We start from the raw sequence: 21,608 nt of genomic DNA, 5'->3' as shown, positions 1-21,608 counted from the left end.
TTATGAAAGATAAATTCTTCAAATACATACACGAATTACAAGACATAATCACTTCTAAACTTGAAGCTATTGATGGTAAAGCCAAATTTCAAGAAGATATTTGGAAACGAGCTGAAGGTGGTGGCGGACGAACTCGCGTCATCGAAAACGGACATGTTTTTGAAAAAGGAGGTGTGAATATTTCTGGTGTTCACGGAAAATTACCAGAGTCTATGCAAACCTATTTTAATGTTAAAGATGCTAATTTCTTTGCTTGTGGATTAAGCTTAGTCTTGCATCCTAAAAACCCAATGGTTCCAACAGTTCATGCTAATTGGAGATACTTTGAAATGTATGATCAACAAGGTAATATCGTTGACCAATGGTTTGGTGGTGGACAAGATTTAACGCCTTATTACTTGTTTGAAGACGATGCTATACATTTTCATCAAGTTTGTAAAACAGCATGTGATAATCATCATCCAGAATTCTATTCTAAATACAAAGCGCGATGTGATGAATATTTTTACAATGCACATAGAAATGAAGCTCGAGGCATTGGAGGTTTATTTTTCGATTATTGTAAAGTTTCAAAAGATATGACCATGCAAAACTGGTATGATTTTGTGACTGAAGTTGGCAATAGTTTTCTTGATGCTTATGTGCCTATCGTTGAAAAACGAAAAGATTTAGAATACTCTTTAGCACAAAGAAATTGGCAAGAAATTCGTCGTGGTCGCTATGTCGAATTTAATTTGGTGCATGACAAAGGAACCCTTTTCGGTTTAAAAACCAACGGAAGAATTGAAAGCATCTTAATGAGCTTACCTCCTCATGTACAATGGGTTTACGATCATCATCCTGAACCTGGAAGTGAAGAAGAAAAACTATTAAATGTATTAAAAAACCCAGTAAATTGGATGTAATTTTGTCATTCAGAGCGTATCTGCCAATACGCAGACGAAGCGAAGAATCTAACAAATTGAGATTCTTCAGTCGCTTCACTCCTTCAGAATGACATTAAAAAACAACTTAAATCTTATTACTTTAGACTTTAAACTTATAACTATGTACCCATTAAAAAGAAACAGACGACTAAGAACCAACGAAGCCATTAGAAGCTTAGTTAGAGAAACTATAATTTCTCCAAACGATTTTTTAGTGCCATTATTTGTGGTAGAAGGCAAAGGCATTAAAGAAGAAATAACATCTATGCCAAATTACTATCGATACAGTTTAGATTTACTGGAGCAAGAAGTAAAAGACCTTTGGAAACTCGGTTTAAAATCTGTGTTATTATTCGTGAAAGTACCTGACAACCTTAAAGATAATAAAGGAACAGAAGCTTTAAATCCAAACGGATTAATGCAGCGCGCTATTAAAACTGTAAAAAATGCTTGCCCTAATATGTTGGTCATGACTGATGTGGCTCTCGATCCTTTTTCGTCATATGGTCACGATGGCATTGTTGAAAACGGAAGAATCATCAATGATGATACAGCAGATGTCTTAGCAGAAATGAGTTTATCTCATGCCGAAGCTGGAGCCGATTTTGTAGCTCCAAGCGACATGATGGATGGTCGCATTTTAACCATTCGTGAAGCTTTAGAAGACAACGGATTTACAGATACAGGAATCATGAGCTATTCGGCAAAATATGCTTCAGCCTTTTATGGTCCATTTAGAGACGCTTTAGATTCTGCTCCTGCTGATATTAAGGATGTTCCTAAAGACAAAAAAACTTATCAAATGGATTATGCCAACCGTTTTGAAGCCATTCGTGAAACCGAAATGGATATTGATGAAGGTGCAGATATTGTTATGGTAAAACCAGGATTATGTTATTTAGACATTGTTCGTGAAATCAAAAATGAAGTCGATGTTCCTGTTGCTGTTTATCAAGTATCTGGTGAATATGCAATGCTTAAAGCTGCTGCCGAAAAAGGTTGGCTAGATCACGATGCCATTATGTTAGAGCAAATTACAGCAATAAAACGTGCTGGTGCAGATGTGATTGCAAGCTACTTTGCTAAAGATGTAGTAAAATTATTATCGTAACTTAGCATCAACTAAATTAGTTTTAATGGGCTTACTTATTTTCTACGCAATTATTTCAATTTTCTTTTCCTTTTTATGTTCCATTCTAGAAGCTGTGCTCCTTAGTATTACTCCAACATTTCTCAACCTAAAAAAGAGTGAAGGTAAAGCATATGCTGAAGATTTAGAAGCCTTAAAAAAAGATGTCGATCGACCTCTAATTGCTATCTTAACGCTTAACACCATAGCACACACTGTTGGTGCTATTTTGGTTGGTGTTCAAGCAAAAGCTGCTTATGCTGAACTATATGGAAGTCAATCACATGCCATTTTTGGGATTCAATTTACTGAAGAATTAATGGTTGGTGTAGTATCTACTATCATGACAATCTTAATTTTAGTCGCTTCAGAAATTATACCTAAAACTATTGGAGCAACCTATTGGAAACAACTAGCCAATTTTACAACTAAAGCACTCAATATTTTAATTTTTCCATTAAAATGGACTGGTGTTTTATGGATTTTACAACTCACAACAAAACTCATTGGTGGTAAAGGTCATGGAAGTGTATTAAGTAGAGAAGGGTTTTTGGTCATGGCAGATATAGCTCATGAAGAAGGTGTGTTTCAAGAAAATGAAAGTAAAATCATTAAAAACTTACTCACCTTTAAAGAGGTGTTTGCTAAAGATGTCATGACACCTCGAACAGTTATGAAATCTGAGGACGAAAAAACGACTGTAGAAGATTTTTTTAAAGAGAATATGAATCTTCGCTTTTCTAGAATTCCAATCTATGCTGATGATCCTGACAATATAAAAGGACTAGTCTTAAAAGGTGAAGTATTTAAAGAAATGGCTTTAGGTCATGGCTCAAAAAAACTAGCTGAATTAAAAAGAAATATTATTGTAGTCTCTAGAGACTTACCTATTCCTAAACTATTTGAAAAGCTTGTGGAAAGTAGAAATCATATGGCTTTAGTGGTTGACGAGTATGGTTCTGTTAGTGGTTTGGTTACTATGGAAGATGTGATCGAAACACTTTTAGGAATGGAAATTATGGACGAAAGTGATAATGTTTCAGACCTTCAGTATATGGCTAGAAAAAGTTGGGAAGCTAGAGCAAAAAAGCTTGGTATTCTTGAAGATGAGTCTTCTGAAGAGAACGAATAATAATGGAAACTTGTATCATTTCTTCACCTTTAGGTTATACCAAAATTATTGGTGATAACGATGGCATTGCGCAAATCACAATCCTAAATTCCGAAGAAAATGAAACCAATATTATTCCTTTAGAATTAGAAGATTGTGTGATGCAACTTCGTGAATACTTTGAAGGCAAACGACAGGTTTTCGACTTAAAATTAAATCCGCAAGGCACTCCATTCCAAAATAAAGTCTGGAAACAACTTCAAACTATTCCTTATGGAAAAACCATGTCATATCTCGAACTCTCAAAACAACTTGGAGATATTAAAGCCATTCGTGCTGTAGCAAATGCTAACGGTAAAAATCCACTTTGGATTGTTGTGCCTTGTCATCGTGTGATTGGAAGCGACGGAAGCTTAACAGGATATGCTGGTGGACTGCATCGAAAACAATGGTTGCTAGAACATGAAAGTCCGTATAAACAGCAACGTCTTTTTTAATGTATAAAATTATTTCAACATTTTTACAACGGTTTTTTAAAGCATCAACTATTTTTAAATACGGATTCAATTGGTCTCCAATGTACCGAAGAACTACAGCCAAAATCATTCAAGTTGATGATGACTTACACAAGGTGATAATTAAAATGAAACCAAACTGGAAAAACAGAAACTTTGTCGGTTCCATTTTTGGTGGAAGTATGCTGTCTGCAACCGATCCTATTTATATGATTCAACTGCTTCAAATATTAGGCGACGGCTATGTTGTTTGGGACAAATCGGTTGAAGCACGCTATAAAAAACCTGCAAAAGATACTATCTATGGTGAATTTTTATTCACTTCAGAAGAAATAAAAACTATTAAAATTGAAGTTGCCAATCAGAACGAAATAGACTTTAACAAAACCATGCACCTAGTAGACAAAAACCAAAATAAAATTGCTACTTTTAAAAAAAACCTATATATCGCTAATAAAGCTTATTATAAACAAAAACTAAAACAACGAAACTCAACAAAATAATTATCCTAAATGAAGTTTATAAAAAAAATCTTTAAGTTTTTAGTAATCTTTTTCGGACTACTAATTATCCTTCTCTACATAACAGATACCGATTATTTAATCAAAGCAGTAAGAACCATTTATCTAAAAGGTCATACCACAGCTTTTCTAGAAGACTTTAAAGAATTTGACAATCAAAGTATTGAAAAATCAAACAATCCTCAACCTTGGTCAAATCACAAAGATTATAATTCTGTTGAAGAAACCAGTCTCTTAAAAAAAGCAAATAAAGATTGGGGAACTATTGCTTATGTTATTATTAAAAACGATAGCATTTGGTTCGAAAATTATTATGATGGCTATGGAGAAGATTCTAAAACGAACTCCTTTTCAATGGCTAAAAGTTACGTGTCTGGCTTATTAGGTAAAGCCATAATGCAAGGATATATTAAAAATTTAGACCAACCTGTATGCGATTTTCTTCCTAATTTTTGTGATGGAAAAGCGGCTCAAATGACTGTAGGTGACTTAGCGTCAATGGCTTCTGGAACCAATTGGGATGAGGCATATTATTCGCCTTTATCTATTACTACTAGAGCATATTTTGATGATGATTTAGCAAAAGTAATGAACAGTTTAAAAGTTATTGATACACCAGGACAATCTTTTAAATATGCAAGTGGAGACACTCAGATGCTAGCCATGGTTATTGAAAAAGCAACTGGTAAAAAACTATATCATTATTTTGAAGAAAGCTTTTGGAAACCTTTAGGAAGTGAAAATAGTACATTATGGCAAGTTGATAGTGATGATCATGATTTAGTAAAAGCCTATTGTTGCATAGCAAGCAATGCTAAAGATTTTGCGCGCTTTGGAAAACTTTATAAAGACCATGGCAAATGGAATGGAAAACAAATCTTAGATTCAGCTTTCGTAGCAAAATCTATAACACCTCGATTTACTGAAAGCCCTGAATATGGCTATGGTTTTTGGATGAATGATTATCTTGAAAAAACCTTTTTTATGATGCGTGGTCATTTAGGTCAATATGTTATTGTTCAACCAGAAGATAACATCATTATTGTTAGACTTGGACATTCAAAAGGTCCTGAAAATCCATTGGAAACATTTACAAATGATATTGGTCTATATGTTGAGGAAGCATACAAAATGCTTAACAAATAGTACCATATATTTTAGAATCAGAAATTCTTTTGAACCAACGTTACAAATTGAAGATTATTTTCTATATATTTAATTCGTCATATTTTCTACTATGAAATACTTTAAACTCATTAGTGCTTTAATACTAACTTTAGGTTTATTTTATGTCTTAAACACAAAATTAGGAAGCATTCCTCCTCTTGGAAAATTTTTAGCACCAAATGAAGGTATTTGGCAAAATGAAGGTACCGAATCTACAGATGGCTTACTAGAGCTTATTGGACTTGAAGATGAAGTGACAGTGCATTACGATGCACAACTTATTCCGCATGTGTTTGCTAAAAACGATTACGATTTATACAAAGCACAAGGTTTTATTACAGCAAAGCATCGTCTATGGCAAATGGAGTTTCAAACCTTTGCTGCTGCTGGTCGAATCTCTGAAATTGTTGGCGAAAAAGCTCTTGATTTTGATAGAGCACAACGTAGAAAAGGCATGTTGTTTGGCGCTGAAAATAGCTTAGAGATTATTAAGCAAGATCCAGAATCTTTAAAATTTCTTCAAGCATATAGTGATGGCGTGAATGCTTATATAAATCAGCTTCAACCTGAAAATTATCCTGTTGAATACAAACTACTAGATTATCAACCTGAAGCATGGAGCATTGAAAAAACCATGCATTTATTAATGTATATGACTGATATGCTCTGCGGAAGGGATTCTGACTTAGAATACACTAACATGCTTAGAAAATTTGGTAAAAAACGATTCGATTTATTGTTTCCAGATTTCTTTGATGTAAACGAACCTGTTATCCCAAAAAATACCGATTGGAGCTTTATTGATGTTCAACAAACTGAAGTTCCGTTAAGTGAAATGCCATTAGATTCTATTTCTGAAACTATGGAAAAACCTCATCCCAATAACGGAAGTAATAATTGGGCTGTAAGTCCGCAAAAATCAGCAACTGGAAATGCAATTTTAGCTAACGATCCGCATTTAGGTTTAAAACTTCCGGCAATATGGTTTGTCATGCAATTGCAATCGCCTAACCAAAATGTATTTGGAGCGACACTTCCTGGTGCTTTAGGTGTTATTATAGGATTTAACGAAGATATTGCTTGGGGAGTTACCAATGCAACTCGTGATGTGAAAGATTGGTATAAAATTGAATTTCAAGATACTTCTAGACAATCTTATAAGTTTAACAATACCTGGAAAAAAACAACGATTAGACTTGAAGAAATTAAAATACGAAATCAAGAAACCTTAATCGATTCTGTAATCTATACGCATCATGGACCTGTAAGTTATGATCACACCTTTAAAAGTGATAATGCCAAACAAGGCTATGCTATGAAATGGACAGGTCATATTGGGCATAATTTTACGCAATTATTTTTAAAACTGAATAAAGGAAAAAACTATGCAGATTATGTTGATGCCATTTCAAATCATGTCGCTCCAGCTCAAAATTTTGCCTTTGCTTCAAAAGAAGGTGATATTGCTTTATGGGTTCAAGGACAATTTCCAAACAAATGGGAAGGTCAAGGTAAGTTTTTATTAGATGGTAGCAATCCAGATCACGATTGGCAAAGTTTTATTCCAAAAAAATTTAATGCACATACTAAAAACCCAGAACGTGGTTACGTGAGTTCTGCTAACCAACATCCTGTTGATGAATCTTATCCGTTTTATGTGTTTAATGATGGTTATGGAACTTATAGAAATCGAATTATTAATAACTATTTAAATGCACGAGAAAAAGTTAGTGTTCAAGATTTTAAAAGCCTTCAAAATAACAACTACAATCTTAAAGCAGAAGAACTCGTCCCTTTTATGTTAAGTAGAATGGAAACTTCTGCGCTTACAACCGAAGAGCAACAACTTCTTAATCATATTAGACATTGGAATTATCTAAATGTTATTGACCATAAAGGACCTAGCATTTGGTCAACATGGATTAAGCATTTGTATCGCCTTACTTGGGATGAATTTGATGTAGAAAGTGAAGCTTTAAAAGCACCTTTTATATATCAAACCATTTACATGCTGAAAAATCATCCAAATGACCCATTTATGGACATTGTTGAAACTCCTGAAAAAGAAACTGCAGTAGATTTATTTATACTTTCATTTAAAGCTGCAGCCAAAGAATTAAAAGCGTGGGAAACTGAACATGGCGATTTTGAATGGAAACATTACAAAGGCGCTTATGTTGGTCATTTGTTACAAGCTTTACCTGCGTTCTCAAGATTTGATATTCCAATTGGAGGTGACCGAAACACAGTAAATGCATCAGATGTGAACCATGGACCTTCGTGGCGAATGATTGTTGAAATGACTTCTCCTCCTAAAGCTTATGGTATTTATCCTGGTGGTCAATCTGGAAATCCTGGAAGTAAATACTACGACAATTTTATAGACGATTGGGCTAAAGGTGAATACTACGACATGCTATTTTTACAAGATGTAAAAAATACCAAAGACGTCCTTTCAACTCAAACATTAACTCCTAAGCTATGAAGAATATTATAAATTTTGCGGCTACAATTATCATTGCTTTTTTATTATCTCAAGTACTGCCTTGGTGGTCTGTGATGCTTGCTAGTTTTATCACAGCTATACTCTTTCAGTTAAACAAAAGCGCTGTGTTTTTTATTCCGTTTTTAGCTATTGCTATGTATTGGATAGTACATTCTTATTGGCTTAGCAGTGCTAACGATTTTGTTTTAGCAAAAAAAATATCTGAATTATTATCCTTGAATGGGAATGTCTATTTACTAATCTTAGTTACTGGATTAGTTGGAGGTTTAGCTGCAGGTGTTTCGGCAATCTTCGGAAAGCAATGTGCGTTAATTTTAAAACCATCTAAAACCTGATACTATGATTTCTAAACTCAACTTAGAACATATTTTGTTTTTAGATATTGAAACTGTTCCTGAAACTGAAACATACAACGAGCTCGATAAAACTAAACAACAGCTTTGGGAACTAAAATCTCAATATCAAAGACGTGAAGAATTTACTGCTGAAGAATTTTATGATCGTGCTGGAATTTGGGCTGAGTTTGGAAAAATCATTTGTATTTCGGTTGGTTATTTTACATTTCAAGGCGAACGTCAATTTAGAGTGACTTCCTTTTATGGTGATGAAATTAAAATTCTAAAAGATTTTAAAAACTTATTGATTACGCATTTTAGCCAAGCCAAAAATTTGCTGTGTGCACATAATGGCAAAGAATTTGATTTTCCGTATATCGCAAGACGTATGATTATTCATAATATTGAGTTGCCTTATAAATTAAATCTCTTCGGAAAAAAACCTTGGGAAGTACCTCACTTAGATACTTTAGAACTCTGGAAATTTGGCGATTATAAAACCTATACATCTTTAAAACTATTGACCAATGTTTTAGGAATACCATCACCAAAAGATGATATTGATGGTAGCGAAGTATTTCGGGTGTATTATAAAGACAAAGACATTGACCGTATCATTACCTATTGTGAAAAAGACACCATTGCTGTAGCACAAATTTTTTTAAGATTGCGTGGTGATGATTTACTTCATGACAATGAAATTATTCATATATAATTTGGATTTGACAATCAAGGATTTATCATTTCGACAGAACGAGAAACGAGTGACGAGAAATCTCATTTACGATTTGACTCTTATATATTCTGTTTACGAATGACACTTTGATTCATCTAAGTTTATTCCGCAAAAAGGATTGAACGTTTTGTTTGAAATCCTTTTTTAGAATAAAAAAGATTGAGTCGTGAAAGCCTGTTTTTTAGTTTACTAAAAATTTGCCCAACAAAAAAACCTAGACATTATATCTAGGTTTTTATTATTGAATTGTTTTGAAAAGTTATTTAATAATTAATTTTTTACTAATCGTACCAGAGGTATTTATAAGTTGGGTTAAATACACGCCTTTTGAAAAGTTTGATGCATCTATCGTTTGTGTCAATGCACTTGTATCTAATAATGTGTTGACAATAACTCGTCCTTGAACGTCATACAATACCAAAGTGGTCTCTTCATTAAGTTGACCTTTTATTACAATCTGCTTTTCTTTTATATTACTATACACCTGAAGCATTTCTAAATTCGATTCTGAAATCGATAAAGCTTCATCAGACATTCTTAGATAAAAACGTCCAGTACCAGATAGGTTCGTTGAAGGTGTAATGACATAATCTGTCTCATTTAATAAAGTTATGGTATTAGTTACCGCATCTTCAAGATATACATTTACTGATTCAGGAATGTTCATATCTGTAATACTAAATGTAAGTTGCTCTCCTTGATTGGCATTTACACCTAATGGAATAGACACATTATTAATATCTGTATAATTAAGTGCTTGTAAAGCTAAAGCTTCATTAGCACTGTCTTGTACAAGTTGAGAATACAAAGCAAAATTTGCTGCATTTCTTCCCCAAACCATCGCATCGTAGCCTTGATCAAAACCTTGACTTGCATTAGCATTAAAATAAAAGTCCGTTCTAGTTGTATTGTTAGCATTACTCAAACCAAGCTTTAAGTAAATTAACTCAGCATTTCTACCAGCAATAAAATCATCACTAGTTCCTGTAGATTGCATCGTTGGTGTAAATTGTAAATCGTATGCAGCAACTTTAGTTGGATCTGCACTAACAAAAAAGCCTTGCCCTGGTGCAATAACTGTCGAAGATGTTGTGTTAGCAAGATTGTAAATCGTCCAACCATTTAAAGTAGAACCATCGTAACCATATATTGCTGCTGTTCCTGCATTAAACAAACTAAGGTTAGAAACTCCTGTACTCACTTCGTGGTTGAGAAAACTCTGAACATTTATATAGGAAGGATAAGGATTCCCTACAAGATTCCATTCTGTTTCGTGAGGACCTGAATGTATCAAGTTTATACTAACTGCACTAGTATTTACAGTTCCTGTAAAGGTAAAGGTATTATTGTTAGTCGATGCTGCTCTATAACCAACAGCAGGATCAAGTGTAGCATTAGCATCTTCAGTAACATCAGTATCGTAAATCACATACTCATTTGTAACCTTGCTCCATGGACCAAATAATTTTTGAGACGGATTTGACGGATTAGAAAAAATGTTATTATTAACCGAAGCAAATGTGCCAAAGGTTTGCCCTGTAACAGGAGCAGAAATTAGATCATTCCCTCCACTTTGAATATTAACATGTCTTTGATAACTCACCATTCCTGTAACACTACCATCAACTATTAAGCTTGAAAATTCATTTGAATCTGAATTTAAAATTAAATCGCCATTTGTTGTAATATCTCCAGCAACTAAAAGATTATTTGCCTTATCAATATTAACGGTTGCTCCTGTATTAATGGTCAAGTTATTTATACTTATATCAATATTTGGATCATAAGTGCCATCTAAAACCAATACATTATCTACACTTGTTGTCCCATCTGGAGCGCTAGGACTCCACGAACCTCCAGAAAATAATAATCCATCATATTTTACATTCACAGTATAATCTTCAACCTCTCCATCAAAGTTTGTTAAACATGAGGTTGGATTATTTTCATATCGAGCAGAAACTCGCATTCTTGTTGCGCCAAAATTCATACTTTCTGGTATCGTTATTGGTAATATTGGCAAAGCGCCATTTGACACATTTGTAATATCCCCTAAATCATACTCTTCTCCACTGTCATCAAAATCTCCATCCATATTCCAATCTATCCATGCAAATGCATGAGCCACATAATTACCATCTGTATTAACCCGAACTGTTAGGTTTACAGTAGATCCTTGTGTTACATCTGTACTAATATTTGTAAAATCCTCATATCCTACATCTTTAGTAGGACCATCAGCATTATCGATGGTTCCAAAAACCACTCGTGTCACTCCAGTTTCGTATTGAGTGTCTCCAAACGAATTACAATACGTCACAGGAGGTGGACCACCAATTCCAATATGGTCAATAGCAATATCACTACTCCAATCGCTTCCAGTTGTTCCTGTAATTCGGATTTTTACAGTCTCATTTAAATAAGACATCAAATCAATACTTTCGCTATTCCAAACATCACCTAAATTTCCTGTATTTGAAAAAACAGACGTCCAATTAGCTCCATCATCGTTAGAAATCTCTGCTTCTATTGTACCTGCATTTGTTCCAAAAGAATGGTAAGAAAAAGTAAAGTAGGCTTCTGTAAGACCTGTTAAATCAAAACATGGACTTTCTAAAATTGCTGTTGCATTTGCACCTATCTCTCCAGGAGAATTGTTTGAGGAAGCCTCCAAAAACAAATAATTTCCATTGCCAGTTACATCGTCTGAAGGACCTGTATTGTTTGATGGTGTGCCTCCAGCATCTAAAATCCAATCACCATCATCTCCTGAAGCTTGAGCCCAATCACCTATTCCAGAATCAAACGTTTCTAAATACGGAAATGAAGAAATAACAGTTCCTGTACATGCAACGACATCTGTTGTAGTGAACAATTCTGAACTACTATAAGCCGAATTAAAGCTTCCGCAATTACTTCTCACTTGAAATTCATATTGTGTTAAAGCGGTTAATCCTGTTAATTGAAACGTTGCTGTCGAAACTGAGGTTGTCGTCCAAGAAGGCGCTCCTACAGCTCTATAACGTAAATCATAAGTCATTCCAGAGATGGCATTCCAATTTAAAGTTGCTGAAGTCGTGCTTACGTTTGTAGTTCCCAATCCTGTTGGTACAGTTGCTTGAGGCGTTAGTAATATATCAGACAAGATGTTAGTGGTTCCATCAGTTATAGATTGACTGTTAAGCGTAAATGGCTGATAACATGGCGCTTCAAACAATAAACTATAAGTACCTGCTTTAATTGGCCTGTAATAATCACCATGAGTATCTGTATACACTTCAGAACCAAAAGCATCATGACCAACAACAGTCACTTTTGCTCCTTCAATTGGGTTGTTTGTATTTGCATCTAAAACAACACCTCTAAACCCATAGGTTCCCTGTGTTAAATAGTCTAATAAAGCATCTCTGTTATAATACCAATAATCATCTAACCTACTTTCCTGTAGTATTTTTTGATCAGACAATTCGATTGTAACCTCTCTACAATGCTGATAAAAATTCATGTAATCTTGACGTCCACCATAAACTCTATACCATTCTGCACCATGTGTTACACCAGGACTTTCCATATAATAACTAGGTGAGCCATCCCAATCATCATCATCAGTCATATAAGTTGGTTTATTAAGATACGTTGGCGTGGATGTATTACCAGCATTGGCATCATTTTGACAATGTGTTGCATATTCGACACCTACATATTCATACCATTCTGTATCAGCATGTTCATGCTGACTAGGATAGGCATTATCAAACGGATAATTAACCAACTCTGTTCCTCCATGAAAATTAGCCGCAATAACAAAGTTATGTGCATCTGCAAAATTCATAAAAGCAATGGTTTCGGTTTGGTATGCATTTCCATCATCATGTGGTCCAGCAATATTATCTGGATAATTTCTATTTAAATCAACATTATTACCATTTCCTCTTCTTGCATTAACTACTGAAGTATTCGTAGGACTATTATGATATGTTCCATCTGGATTAGCATTTGGGTTAATCCAGATTTCAGCATTTTCGACTAAGTTTTTAACTCTATTATGGTCTGCATGACTTGTATTGCTATAAACCGTTAAAATATAATCGATTAATGTGAGCATCATTGGGTAACCTGCAATTTCATCACCATGCATTGATGATGTAAACATTATTTTAGGCTCTTGTTCATCTGTAGATACATTATCTGAAATCTTTACAAATAACAATTCTTTATCGCCTTGACCTGTAAAACCAATACTAACTTTTTCAACTAAAGCAGGATAATCATCTTCAAAGTCTTGCATCTGTTGTGCGTATTCAGCATAGGTTGGATAAGTACTTAAAGGAAATGTAAGCGTTGAAGCTGCTGATCTTGCTGCTAATGGTCTAACATCATAAATTGCAGACTCATCAACTTCGTTTTCGTTTTTTGGTACTTGAAAAGGAAGATTGGTAGACTCAAACATTCTAAATTGAGCTTCGTTAGCCCAAGCTTTAACTGTTTTAGTTATAGGATTATAATTAACAAGCGACATATTATGTGTTAAACGTTCTAAATCGCTATCTCTTTCTATTTGAAATGTAAAGGTTAACTCGCCTTGTTTTGCTAGGTAATTTTCAGCCTTTTCTTTTTCTGAATTTTGTGCATTTGTAGTAAATATGAATACAAATATTGCAATTAAGCTTAGGTTGATTTTTTTCATTTTAGTAGGATTTCAATGAATTTATTGCGGCTAAGATATAATTTTTATGTTTATTTTATCCATAAAACGCAAAAAATAACGATGAAATGCATGTTTAAAATTCAATCAAAACCGTATTGATTTGTTTTTCAGCATGTTATTGATTTTATTGAATTGTTTGATTTGTAATCTTTTTACTACATCAATAAGCCAATAAGGTCATATTAATCTTATAATTTGACTATTTTTACATATGCCAAATACTATTTTACTAGAAGTTAACAACTTAACTATTTCTTTTTTTAATGAAACGGAAAGCTCCATTATTAATAATGTATCATATCATCTAAATACAAATGAGATTTTAGGTGTTGTAGGTGAATCTGGTTCAGGAAAATCGGTATCTTCTTTAGCTATTCTTGGATTACTTCCAAAGAATATTTTAAAAATCACTAGTGGTTCTATTAATTTCAACGGACAAGATTTAGCTTCACTTTCAGTTAAAGCTTTTCAACATATTAGAGGAAAAGAGATTGCTATGATTTTTCAAGAACCTATGAGTTCGTTAAATCCTTCTATGACTTGCGGAAAACAAGTTATTGAGATACTTCTTCAGCACACAAATTTATCAAAACCTGAAGCCAAAGCTGAAACGATTTCTCTTTTTGAAAAGGTTAAACTACCTAATCCAGATCGTATCTATTCAGCATATCCTCATGAAATTTCTGGAGGACAAAAACAACGTGTCATGATTGCAATGGCTATTGCTTGTAAACCAAAACTATTAATTGCAGATGAGCCAACTACTGCATTAGATGTTACAGTGCAAAAGGAGATTATAGAACTTTTAAAACAATTACAAAAAGAAGAAAACATGAGTGTTTTATTTATCTCTCATGACTTGGCTTTAGTTTCAGAAATATCAGATCGTATTTTGGTTATGTATAAAGGTTCTATAGTAGAGCAAGGCCATGCCTCTGATATTTTTTACAATCCGCAACACACCTATACAAAAGCATTATTAAGTTCTAAACCTTCTCTAGATGTTCGCTTAAAGCGTTTGCCAACAATCAAAAATTTTATGGAAGGCATTTCAGTTACTGAAATTATTGATGCTTCGCAACGTCATTCAGCTCACAAAACATTGTATAGCAAACCACCTTTACTAGAAGTCATAAATCTTGAAAAAGAATATCTTACAAAATCTGGTTGGTTTGGGTCACAAGAATCATTTAAAGCTTTAAACCAAGTTAGTTTTAAGCTTTATGATGGAGAAACTTTAGGATTAGTTGGTGAATCTGGTTGCGGAAAATCTACTTTAGCAAATGCTATTCTTTTATTAGACAAATCTACCGCAGGACAAATCATATATAATGGTACAGATATCACAAAACTCAATACAAAACAAGAAAGAAAATTAAGAAAAGACATTCAAATTATTTTTCAAGATCCTTATGCGTCATTAAATCCTAGAATTACAGTAGGAAAGGCTATTATGGAGCCTATGAAAGTTCATAAAATAGGAACTTCTGAAGCTGATAGAAAGGAAAAAATTTTAGATTTACTTCTAAAAGTAGGCCTTGACGAAACTTATTTTAATCGTTATCCTCATGAGTTTTCTGGTGGTCAGCGTCAACGTATTGGGATTGCTAGAGCTATTGCTTTAGAGCCAAAATTAATTATTTGTGATGAGTCCGTTTCGGCATTAGACATTTCAGTTCAAGCGCAAGTATTAAATTTACTGAATGAGCTAAAAGAGAATTTCGGATTTACTTACATATTTATTTCACATGACCTTGCCGTAGTAAAATACATGTCTGATCAACTTTTGGTTATGAATAAAGGAAAAGTTGAAGAAATCAATGATGCAGATATCATTTATGAAAATCCAAAAACGGAATACACTAAAAAACTTATTCATGCTATTCCAAAAGGATTATAGCATGAATATTTTTTTAGTTAGGGTTAAGATGTTTTTGAGCAATCTTAGTGTGCTTCTAAAATCAAGTTTTAACTTGTTTTCAGAATTAGTAGGTTTAAGTAGATTTGGGGCAAAAAAATTCATAGGTTAAAGTTTATGATAGTTTTTGGGGCAAAATCATAAAGTTAAGTTTATGGCAAATTTGGTTAATTGTATTTCGATTTGGTTTTGCTAATATGTAACATGTTTTTGATTTATCAGTTAAAACGCATAATAAATCGACGAAATACATATAATTTTAACACTTAATGTGTTTTTTCTTACAAAATAATTTGTCAATTTCACAATTGAAATGAAAAAAACCACTCATAAAAGTGGTTTTTAATTCTATACCTAAAAAAGGTTCTACTACTATATTTGCATCTCAGGAATATCGCCTTCAACAATTAAGGTTCCTTCAGTCGCGTTTTTAATATCCTCTACCGATACGCCTGGAGCACGCTCTAAGAGTTTAAAACCTTTATCTGTAATTTCCATAACAGCTAGATTGGTCACTACTTTTTTAACACAGCCAACACCTGTTAATGGCAATGAGCAAGCTTTTAAAAGTTTTGATTGTCCTGCTCTATTGGTATGCATCATAGCGACGATAATATTTTCGGCACTAGCAACTAAATCCATAGCTCCTCCCATTCCTTTTACCATTTTACCAGGTATTTTCCAATTGGCAATATCTCCATTTTCGGCAACTTCCATAGCACCTAATATGGTAAGGTCGACATGCTGACCTCTTATCATTGAAAAACTTGTTGCAGAATCAAAAAAACTTGCTCCTGGTAACGTTGTTATGGTTTGCTTTCCAGCATTTATAATATCTGCATCTTCTTCACCTTCAAATGGAAAAGGTCCCATTCCTAGAACACCATTTTCACTTTGAAACTCGACTTCAATATCATCTCTCACGTAATTGGCGACCAACGTTGGGATTCCAATTCCAAGATTTACGTAATAACCATCTTGAACTTCTTTGGCTATACGTTTTGCGATTCCATTTTTATCTAACATTTTTTTAGTTTAAGTTGAAACGTTTTAAAGTTAAAAGTTTGTGCTCAAGCCTATTTTACTTTCAAGCTTGAGGCACTTTAAAATTTTTAACTCTTTTGTCTTACAGTTCTTTGTTCAATTCTTTTTTCGTAATGTGCACCTTTAAAAATGCGTTGCACAAAAATACCTGGTATATGAATTTGATTAGGATCTAATTCGCCAACAGGTACTAATTCTTCAACCTCAGCAACTGTTATCTTTGCTGCACCACACATATTTGGATTGAAATTACGAGCCGTTCCTTTAAAAATTAGGTTTCCTGCTTCATCGCCTTTCCAAGCTTTTACAAAGGCAAAATCGGCTTTAAAGGCATGTTCTAAAACATACATTTTTCCATCGAATTCTCTAGTTTCTTTTCCTTCAGCCACTTCAGTACCATAACCAGCAGGTGTATAAATGGCAGGAAAACCAGCTTGAGCTGCTCGACAGCGTTCAGCCAAAGTGCCTTGTGGAATGAGTTCAACCTCTAATTCACCAGATAACATCTGTCTTTCAAATTCGTCATTTTCACCAACATACGATGAAGTCATTTTATCAATTTGTTTGCCTTGCAATAACAAACCTAAACCAAAATCGTCTACACCAGCATTGTTAGAAATACACTTGAGGCCTTTAACTCCTAATTGTACTAATTTGGCTATAGAATTTTCAGGAATTCCAGACAAACCAAAACCTCCAAACATGCAAGTCATATGGTCTGAAACACCTTGCAAAGCTTCGGAAACATTAGCTACTTTTTTATTAATCATTTCTATAAATTTTGATACCGAAAAGTACGAAATAAAAAAGCCATTCTAAAATGAATGGCTATTGATTTATAAGTAATTTAATTAAAAATCTAACACATCTTTTAAATCGTCTGCTGGATCCTTTTCATCACTATTTCCTTCTTTAAGTTTGTCACAATCTACTTCAATTGAAAGCTCTTGAGGCTTTTCAAATTCTCCTTTAGATACATTTAGTTCAGGATCTTCATAACAGGCTTTCATATACAATGCCCAAATTGGTAATGCCATCGATGCACCTTGACCGTAAGTAATACTCTTAAAATGAGCTGCTCTGTCTTCGGCACCAACCCAAACACCTGTAACCAAATTAGGAACCATTCCCATAAACCAACCATCACTTTGGTTTTGAGTTGTTCCTGTTTTTCCTGCAATTGGATTATCTAGCTCATAAGGATATCCTGTAATGATTTCTTTATATACTGTTTGTTTAGCAGCCCAATTATGAACTAATCGTCTTCCTGATCCAGATTCTACAACACCTTCCATTAAATTTACAGTAGTATAAGCCACTTCTTCACTCAATACGTCGCGACTCTCAGGTGTGAATTGGTATAAAACGGTTCCGTTTTTATCTTCAATTCGAGTTACCATTACTGGTTTATTGTACACTCCTTTATTAGCAAATGTTCCATAAGCTGCAACCATTTCGTAGACGCTTAAATCTGGTGTTCCCAATGATATTGCAGGTACTGGCGGAATATCAGATTCAACTCCTAAACGTCGTGCCAAATCAATGACTGGTTGAGGACCAACTTTATCCATTAATCTTGCAGTAACTGTATTTACCGAATTTGCTAAAGCTGCCTTTAGGGTTAAGAAACCATCATAGCGTCCATCAGAATTTTTTGTCGTCCAAGGTTCAGGATTACCATACTTTTGAGCTTCAATTGTAATTTGTTGTCTAGGCAAAGTATCACAAGGTGATAAATGCAATTGATCTATAGCTGTGGCATATACAAAAGGTTTAAATGTAGAACCTACTTGACGCTTACCTTGTTTTACATGATCATACTGAAAATGTCTGTAATTCATGCCTCCAACCCAAGCTTTTACATGACCTGTTTGAGGATCCATTGACATCATTCCAGGATGTAAAAACGATTTGTAATAACGCATAGAATCGATTGGCTTCATAATTGTGTCAACTTCTGAAGCTTTGCCATCCTTCCATTTAAACACAGTCATTTGAGTAGGTTTTTGAAACGATGCTCTAATTTCTTTATCTGTTTTCCCTTTTTCTTTTAAAACTCTCCAACGTTCACCTCTTCTCATTGCATCATTTAACAACTTGTCTATTTCAGATTTATCAAGTTCTAAAAAAGGAGCCGTTTTATTTCGATCTGGCGTGTTTTGGTGATCAAATTCTGCTTGAAGTCTTGGCATATGACGTTGCACAGCAGCTTCGGCATATTTCTGCATTCTCGAATCTATGGTTGTATAGATTTTGAGTCCGTCGTTATATAAATTATACTTTTCGCCATCTGGTTTAGGATTGTTTTTGATCCACTTTTTCATAAATCCGTCAAGATATGCTCTAAAATAAGTTGCGATTCCTTCACGATGCGACTCTGGAGAATAGTTTAAATCTAATTCTGTTTTTTGAAGGGAATCTTTTTGATTTTCTGTGATAAACTCATATTTAGCCATTTGACTAAACACAACATTTCTTCTGTTTTTTGTGCCTTCAGGGTTACGATGTGCTCTTGGGTTGTATAATGATGAATTTTTAAACATTCCAACTAGCATTGCAGACTCTTTGAGGTCTAACTCCTTTGGTTCTTTTCCAAAATATATTCGAGCAGCACTTCTAATTCCGTCAGCATTATTTCCAAAATCATAAATATTGAAATACATGGCAATAATTTCTTCTTTAGTGTACTGACGTTCTAATCGAATAGCTATAATCCACTCTCTAACTTTTTGAAAAAGACGTTGAAATTTATTAGAAGATACTTGCTTTGTAAATAATTGTTTGGCTAATTGTTGAGAAATGGTACTTGCTCCTCCTCCACTTCCAAGCTTAACAATGGCTCTAAGTGTGCCTCTTGCATCTATTCCTGAATGCTCATAATATCTAATATCTTCTGTAGCTACTAAAGCATCAACGAGGTGTTTTGGTAATTCGCTATAATCGACAGGTGTTCTATTGTCATTAAGGTAAAATTTACCTAAAGTTTTATCGTCTGAAGAAATAATTTCGGTTGCTAAATGTGTTTTAGGATTTTCTAAAATGGTATGGTCTGGCATTTCACCTAAAACTCCCCAAGATGCTAATAAAAATGTAAGTATAAACAACAGAATACCAGTTGTAAATGCCATCCAAAACCAACGAATATATTTAGAAAAATCAACCGTTGTAGTCGATGCTGATTTCTTCTTTACTGTTTTTTTTGCCATAATCAATTTGTATTATACTGCTCTACTCTAAAGCCAACATCAGTAATTCCTTCAAGATTTAAAACACCATACACTTCTCCATTTTCACGCATAGCATGTTGTATATTAACCTGGTACTCACCAGCTTCGTTAAACACAAATGGTTTATCATAACCTTTGTACCACAACTTATTTTCTTTAACATCTGTAAACCCAGTGCCTAAAAATGTTCCGTCAGGTGCTGCCATTCGATACTCAAGTGTATCTTTAAATGTTTTTCCATTTGGATAATTTAATTCTACAACCAAAAATAAATTACTATATTTATAATCATTGGTGTTTCTTAAATTGACAAATAAATTGTAATTATTAATTGTGTCTGGTGGTGTTATTTTAAATGACACCACTGAATCCTTATGCCATTGATTTGGCATGGATCTATATTGGTCAAAAACACTGTTAGAATCACATGAAACAGTAATTAAGATTAATAAAAACCAAACGTAATATTTACTTTTTAGCATTATTTTGAGGCTTTTGACGACGACGTTGTTTTCCTTTATGTTTTCTGCGTTTGTTTTTACGTTTTGGTCCATCGAAACGCGTAAGGCTATCTTGACCAACAACGTTTTCAAACTCGGTTTTAGTATCTTGGATGAGTTCGGCAGTATATTCTTCAAGGCTAGCAACCTTTTGTTTTGCTTTGTTTTTTTCAATGATTTCTTTAACCTGATCTGTTGTAAGCACATGCCAATTCATCCATTCGCCTTCGTAAGCATACCACAAATGTCCTTTAAAAATATCTGTTTTTTGACACACTGCTGTTCCTTTTTCGGTGTATAATTTTGTGTCATTTTTTGGAAATGCTTTTAAGGCATCTAAATAAGCATCTAGTTCATAATTTAAGCAGCATTTTAGTTTACCGCATTGTCCAGCAAGCTTTAATGGGTTTAAAGACAATTGCTGATACCTTGCTGCAGAAGTACTCACAGATCTAAAATCGGTTAGCCAAGTAGAACAACATAATTCTCGACCACAAGATCCAATACCACCAAGACGAGCGGCTTCTTGTCGAAAACCAACTTGTTTCATTTCAATACGAGTTCTAAACTCACGTGCAAATACTTTGATGAGTTCTCTAAAATCTACACGTTCTTCAGCAGTATAATAAAACGTTGCTTTACTTGCATCACCTTGATATTCGATGTCAGAAATTTTCATTTTAAGCTTTAAGTCAATCGCAAATTGACGTGCTTTCACCTTCATTGGTTCCTCTTTATCTCTAGCAGCAGACCAAATATCAATATCTTTTTGAGAAGCTTTTCGATAGATTTTCATGACGTTTTCTTCATCATTAATATCTATTTTTTTACGCTTCATTTGTACTCTTACCAATTCTCCTGTAAGAGTAACCATTCCAATATCATGACCTGATTTTGCTTGGGTAGCAACGATGTCACCTATGCTTAGTGATAGGTTTTCAGTATTTTTGTAGTATTGTTTTCTTCCGTTCTTAAAACGCACCTCAACACCAATAAATGGCTCTTGTCCTTGAGGTAACGACATATTGGCCAACCAATCAAAAACAGTGAGTTTATTGCAGCTATCTGTACCACAAGTCCCATTATTTTTGCATCCTTTTGGTTGTCCATCCTTTCCAGTTGAGCAACTTTTACAACTCATAAATTATATATATAGATTCTGAAAAACATCATAATTTTCAGAAGACGATTAAACGTAATTTTAGACCTAGATTTTTTGGTCTAAAATATTTTAAACGTAAAGATAAGATTATTAATTCAACTGA

General features: G+C 33.9%; 16 protein-coding genes. 10 read left to right on the top strand and 6 right to left on the bottom strand.

Annotated features, from left to right (window positions below):
- Positions 1-2 precede the first annotated feature (2 nt).
- The 9 genes from hemF to ACP15M_RS07025 all read left to right on the top strand — a co-directional run bounded on the left by hemF (position 3) and on the right by ACP15M_RS07025 (position 8,925).
- Positions 3-905, top strand: a complete 903-nt coding sequence (gene hemF / locus ACP15M_RS07065; protein ID WP_425076487.1) for an oxygen-dependent coproporphyrinogen oxidase — start codon at positions 3-5, stop codon at positions 903-905.
- A 142-nt stretch (positions 906-1,047) separates the two neighbouring features.
- The gene (gene hemB / locus ACP15M_RS07060) at positions 1,048-2,037 is read left to right on the top strand and encodes a porphobilinogen synthase (protein WP_425076486.1); all 990 of its coding nucleotides are present in this window, start codon (positions 1,048-1,050) and stop codon (positions 2,035-2,037) included.
- 25 nt (positions 2,038-2,062) lie between these two features.
- Complete coding sequence (locus tag ACP15M_RS07055; RefSeq protein WP_425076485.1) at positions 2,063-3,187, top strand: CNNM domain-containing protein; 1,125 nt, start codon at positions 2,063-2,065, stop codon at positions 3,185-3,187.
- Between the two features lie 2 nt (positions 3,188-3,189).
- Positions 3,190-3,663, top strand: a complete 474-nt coding sequence (locus ACP15M_RS07050; protein ID WP_425076484.1) for a methylated-DNA--[protein]-cysteine S-methyltransferase — start codon at positions 3,190-3,192, stop codon at positions 3,661-3,663.
- Complete coding sequence (locus tag ACP15M_RS07045) at positions 3,663-4,184, top strand: DUF4442 domain-containing protein (RefSeq protein ID WP_425076483.1); 522 nt, start codon at positions 3,663-3,665, stop codon at positions 4,182-4,184. Before ACP15M_RS07050 ends, ACP15M_RS07045 begins: the two co-directional genes overlap by 1 nt.
- 9 nt (positions 4,185-4,193) lie before the next feature.
- Positions 4,194-5,348: a serine hydrolase domain-containing protein gene (locus tag ACP15M_RS07040; protein WP_425076482.1), complete on the top strand. Its 1,155-nt coding sequence runs from the start codon at positions 4,194-4,196 to the stop codon at positions 5,346-5,348.
- A 91-nt stretch (positions 5,349-5,439) separates the two neighbouring features.
- Positions 5,440-7,854 (top strand): penicillin acylase family protein, encoded by a 2,415-nt coding sequence (locus tag ACP15M_RS07035; RefSeq protein ID WP_425076481.1) that lies wholly within the window; start codon positions 5,440-5,442, stop codon positions 7,852-7,854.
- Positions 7,851-8,210 carry a hypothetical protein gene (locus ACP15M_RS07030; protein WP_425076480.1) on the top strand — a complete coding sequence of 120 codons (360 nt, stop codon included), beginning with the start codon at positions 7,851-7,853 and terminating at the stop codon, positions 8,208-8,210. The genes ACP15M_RS07035 and ACP15M_RS07030 overlap by 4 nt, the downstream gene beginning before the upstream one ends.
- 4 nt (positions 8,211-8,214) lie before the next feature.
- Positions 8,215-8,925 carry a 3'-5' exonuclease gene (locus ACP15M_RS07025; protein WP_425076479.1) on the top strand — a complete coding sequence of 237 codons (711 nt, stop codon included), beginning with the start codon at positions 8,215-8,217 and terminating at the stop codon, positions 8,923-8,925.
- Positions 8,926-9,205: 280 nt separating this feature from the next.
- Here ACP15M_RS07025 and ACP15M_RS07020 read toward each other — a convergent pair whose 3' ends face one another.
- Positions 9,206-13,633, bottom strand: coding sequence for a M14 family zinc carboxypeptidase (locus ACP15M_RS07020; RefSeq protein WP_425076478.1), 4,428 nt, complete (start codon positions 13,631-13,633; stop codon positions 9,206-9,208).
- A gap of 232 nt (positions 13,634-13,865) precedes the next feature.
- Here ACP15M_RS07020 and ACP15M_RS07015 point away from each other — a divergent pair, with 232 nt between their 5' ends.
- Entirely contained in the window at positions 13,866-15,554 is a 1,689-nt protein-coding gene (locus ACP15M_RS07015; RefSeq protein WP_425076477.1) for an ABC transporter ATP-binding protein, read from the top strand.
- 390 nt (positions 15,555-15,944) lie between these two features.
- Here ACP15M_RS07015 and ACP15M_RS07010 read toward each other — a convergent pair whose 3' ends face one another.
- From ACP15M_RS07010 to ACP15M_RS06990, 5 genes are all read right to left on the bottom strand, one after another.
- Positions 15,945-16,598, bottom strand: a complete 654-nt coding sequence (locus ACP15M_RS07010; protein WP_425076476.1) for a CoA transferase subunit B — start codon at positions 16,596-16,598, stop codon at positions 15,945-15,947.
- An 86-nt stretch (positions 16,599-16,684) separates the two neighbouring features.
- Positions 16,685-17,386: a CoA transferase subunit A gene (locus tag ACP15M_RS07005; protein WP_425076475.1), complete on the bottom strand. Its 702-nt coding sequence runs from the start codon at positions 17,384-17,386 to the stop codon at positions 16,685-16,687.
- An 81-nt stretch (positions 17,387-17,467) separates the two neighbouring features.
- A complete protein-coding gene (locus tag ACP15M_RS07000) occupies positions 17,468-19,822 on the bottom strand; it encodes a penicillin-binding protein 1A (protein ID WP_425076474.1) in 2,355 nt (784 codons plus the stop codon).
- A gap of 2 nt (positions 19,823-19,824) precedes the next feature.
- A complete protein-coding gene (locus ACP15M_RS06995) occupies positions 19,825-20,325 on the bottom strand; it encodes a gliding motility lipoprotein GldH (protein WP_425076473.1) in 501 nt (166 codons plus the stop codon).
- Positions 20,312-21,484: a PSP1 domain-containing protein gene (locus tag ACP15M_RS06990; protein ID WP_425076472.1), complete on the bottom strand. Its 1,173-nt coding sequence runs from the start codon at positions 21,482-21,484 to the stop codon at positions 20,312-20,314. The genes ACP15M_RS06995 and ACP15M_RS06990 overlap by 14 nt, the downstream gene beginning before the upstream one ends.
- Between the last annotated feature and the right edge of the window lie 124 nt (positions 21,485-21,608).

This window comes from Psychroserpens sp. S379A, from assembly GCF_049800755.1.
Lineage (GTDB): Bacteria > Bacteroidota > Bacteroidia > Flavobacteriales > Flavobacteriaceae > Psychroserpens.
The sequence above is the reverse complement of the archived record's forward strand: the minus strand, read 5'-3'. Positions and strand labels throughout refer to the sequence as shown.

Excerpts from the sequence above, each read along its gene's own strand:
- hemF (WP_425076487.1), top strand. The coding sequence starts at position 3 with ATGAAAGATAAATTCTTCAAATACATACACGAATTACAAGACATAATC.
- hemB (WP_425076486.1), top strand. The coding sequence starts at position 1,048 with ATGTACCCATTAAAAAGAAACAGACGACTAAGAACCAACGAAGCCATT.
- ACP15M_RS07055 (WP_425076485.1), top strand. The coding sequence starts at position 2,063 with ATGGGCTTACTTATTTTCTACGCAATTATTTCAATTTTCTTTTCCTTT.
- ACP15M_RS07050 (WP_425076484.1), top strand. The coding sequence starts at position 3,190 with ATGGAAACTTGTATCATTTCTTCACCTTTAGGTTATACCAAAATTATT.
- ACP15M_RS07045 (WP_425076483.1), top strand. The coding sequence starts at position 3,663 with ATGTATAAAATTATTTCAACATTTTTACAACGGTTTTTTAAAGCATCA.
- ACP15M_RS07040 (WP_425076482.1), top strand. The coding sequence starts at position 4,194 with ATGAAGTTTATAAAAAAAATCTTTAAGTTTTTAGTAATCTTTTTCGGA.
- ACP15M_RS07035 (WP_425076481.1), top strand. The coding sequence starts at position 5,440 with ATGAAATACTTTAAACTCATTAGTGCTTTAATACTAACTTTAGGTTTA.
- ACP15M_RS07030 (WP_425076480.1), top strand. The coding sequence starts at position 7,851 with ATGAAGAATATTATAAATTTTGCGGCTACAATTATCATTGCTTTTTTA.
- ACP15M_RS07025 (WP_425076479.1), top strand. The coding sequence starts at position 8,215 with ATGATTTCTAAACTCAACTTAGAACATATTTTGTTTTTAGATATTGAA.
- ACP15M_RS07020 (WP_425076478.1), bottom strand. The coding sequence starts at position 13,633 with ATGAAAAAAATCAACCTAAGCTTAATTGCAATATTTGTATTCATATTT.
- ACP15M_RS07015 (WP_425076477.1), top strand. The coding sequence starts at position 13,866 with ATGCCAAATACTATTTTACTAGAAGTTAACAACTTAACTATTTCTTTT.
- ACP15M_RS07010 (WP_425076476.1), bottom strand. The coding sequence starts at position 16,598 with ATGTTAGATAAAAATGGAATCGCAAAACGTATAGCCAAAGAAGTTCAA.
- ACP15M_RS07005 (WP_425076475.1), bottom strand. The coding sequence starts at position 17,386 with ATGATTAATAAAAAAGTAGCTAATGTTTCCGAAGCTTTGCAAGGTGTT.
- ACP15M_RS07000 (WP_425076474.1), bottom strand. The coding sequence starts at position 19,822 with ATGGCAAAAAAAACAGTAAAGAAGAAATCAGCATCGACTACAACGGTT.
- ACP15M_RS06995 (WP_425076473.1), bottom strand. The coding sequence starts at position 20,325 with ATGCTAAAAAGTAAATATTACGTTTGGTTTTTATTAATCTTAATTACT.
- ACP15M_RS06990 (WP_425076472.1), bottom strand. The coding sequence starts at position 21,484 with ATGAGTTGTAAAAGTTGCTCAACTGGAAAGGATGGACAACCAAAAGGA.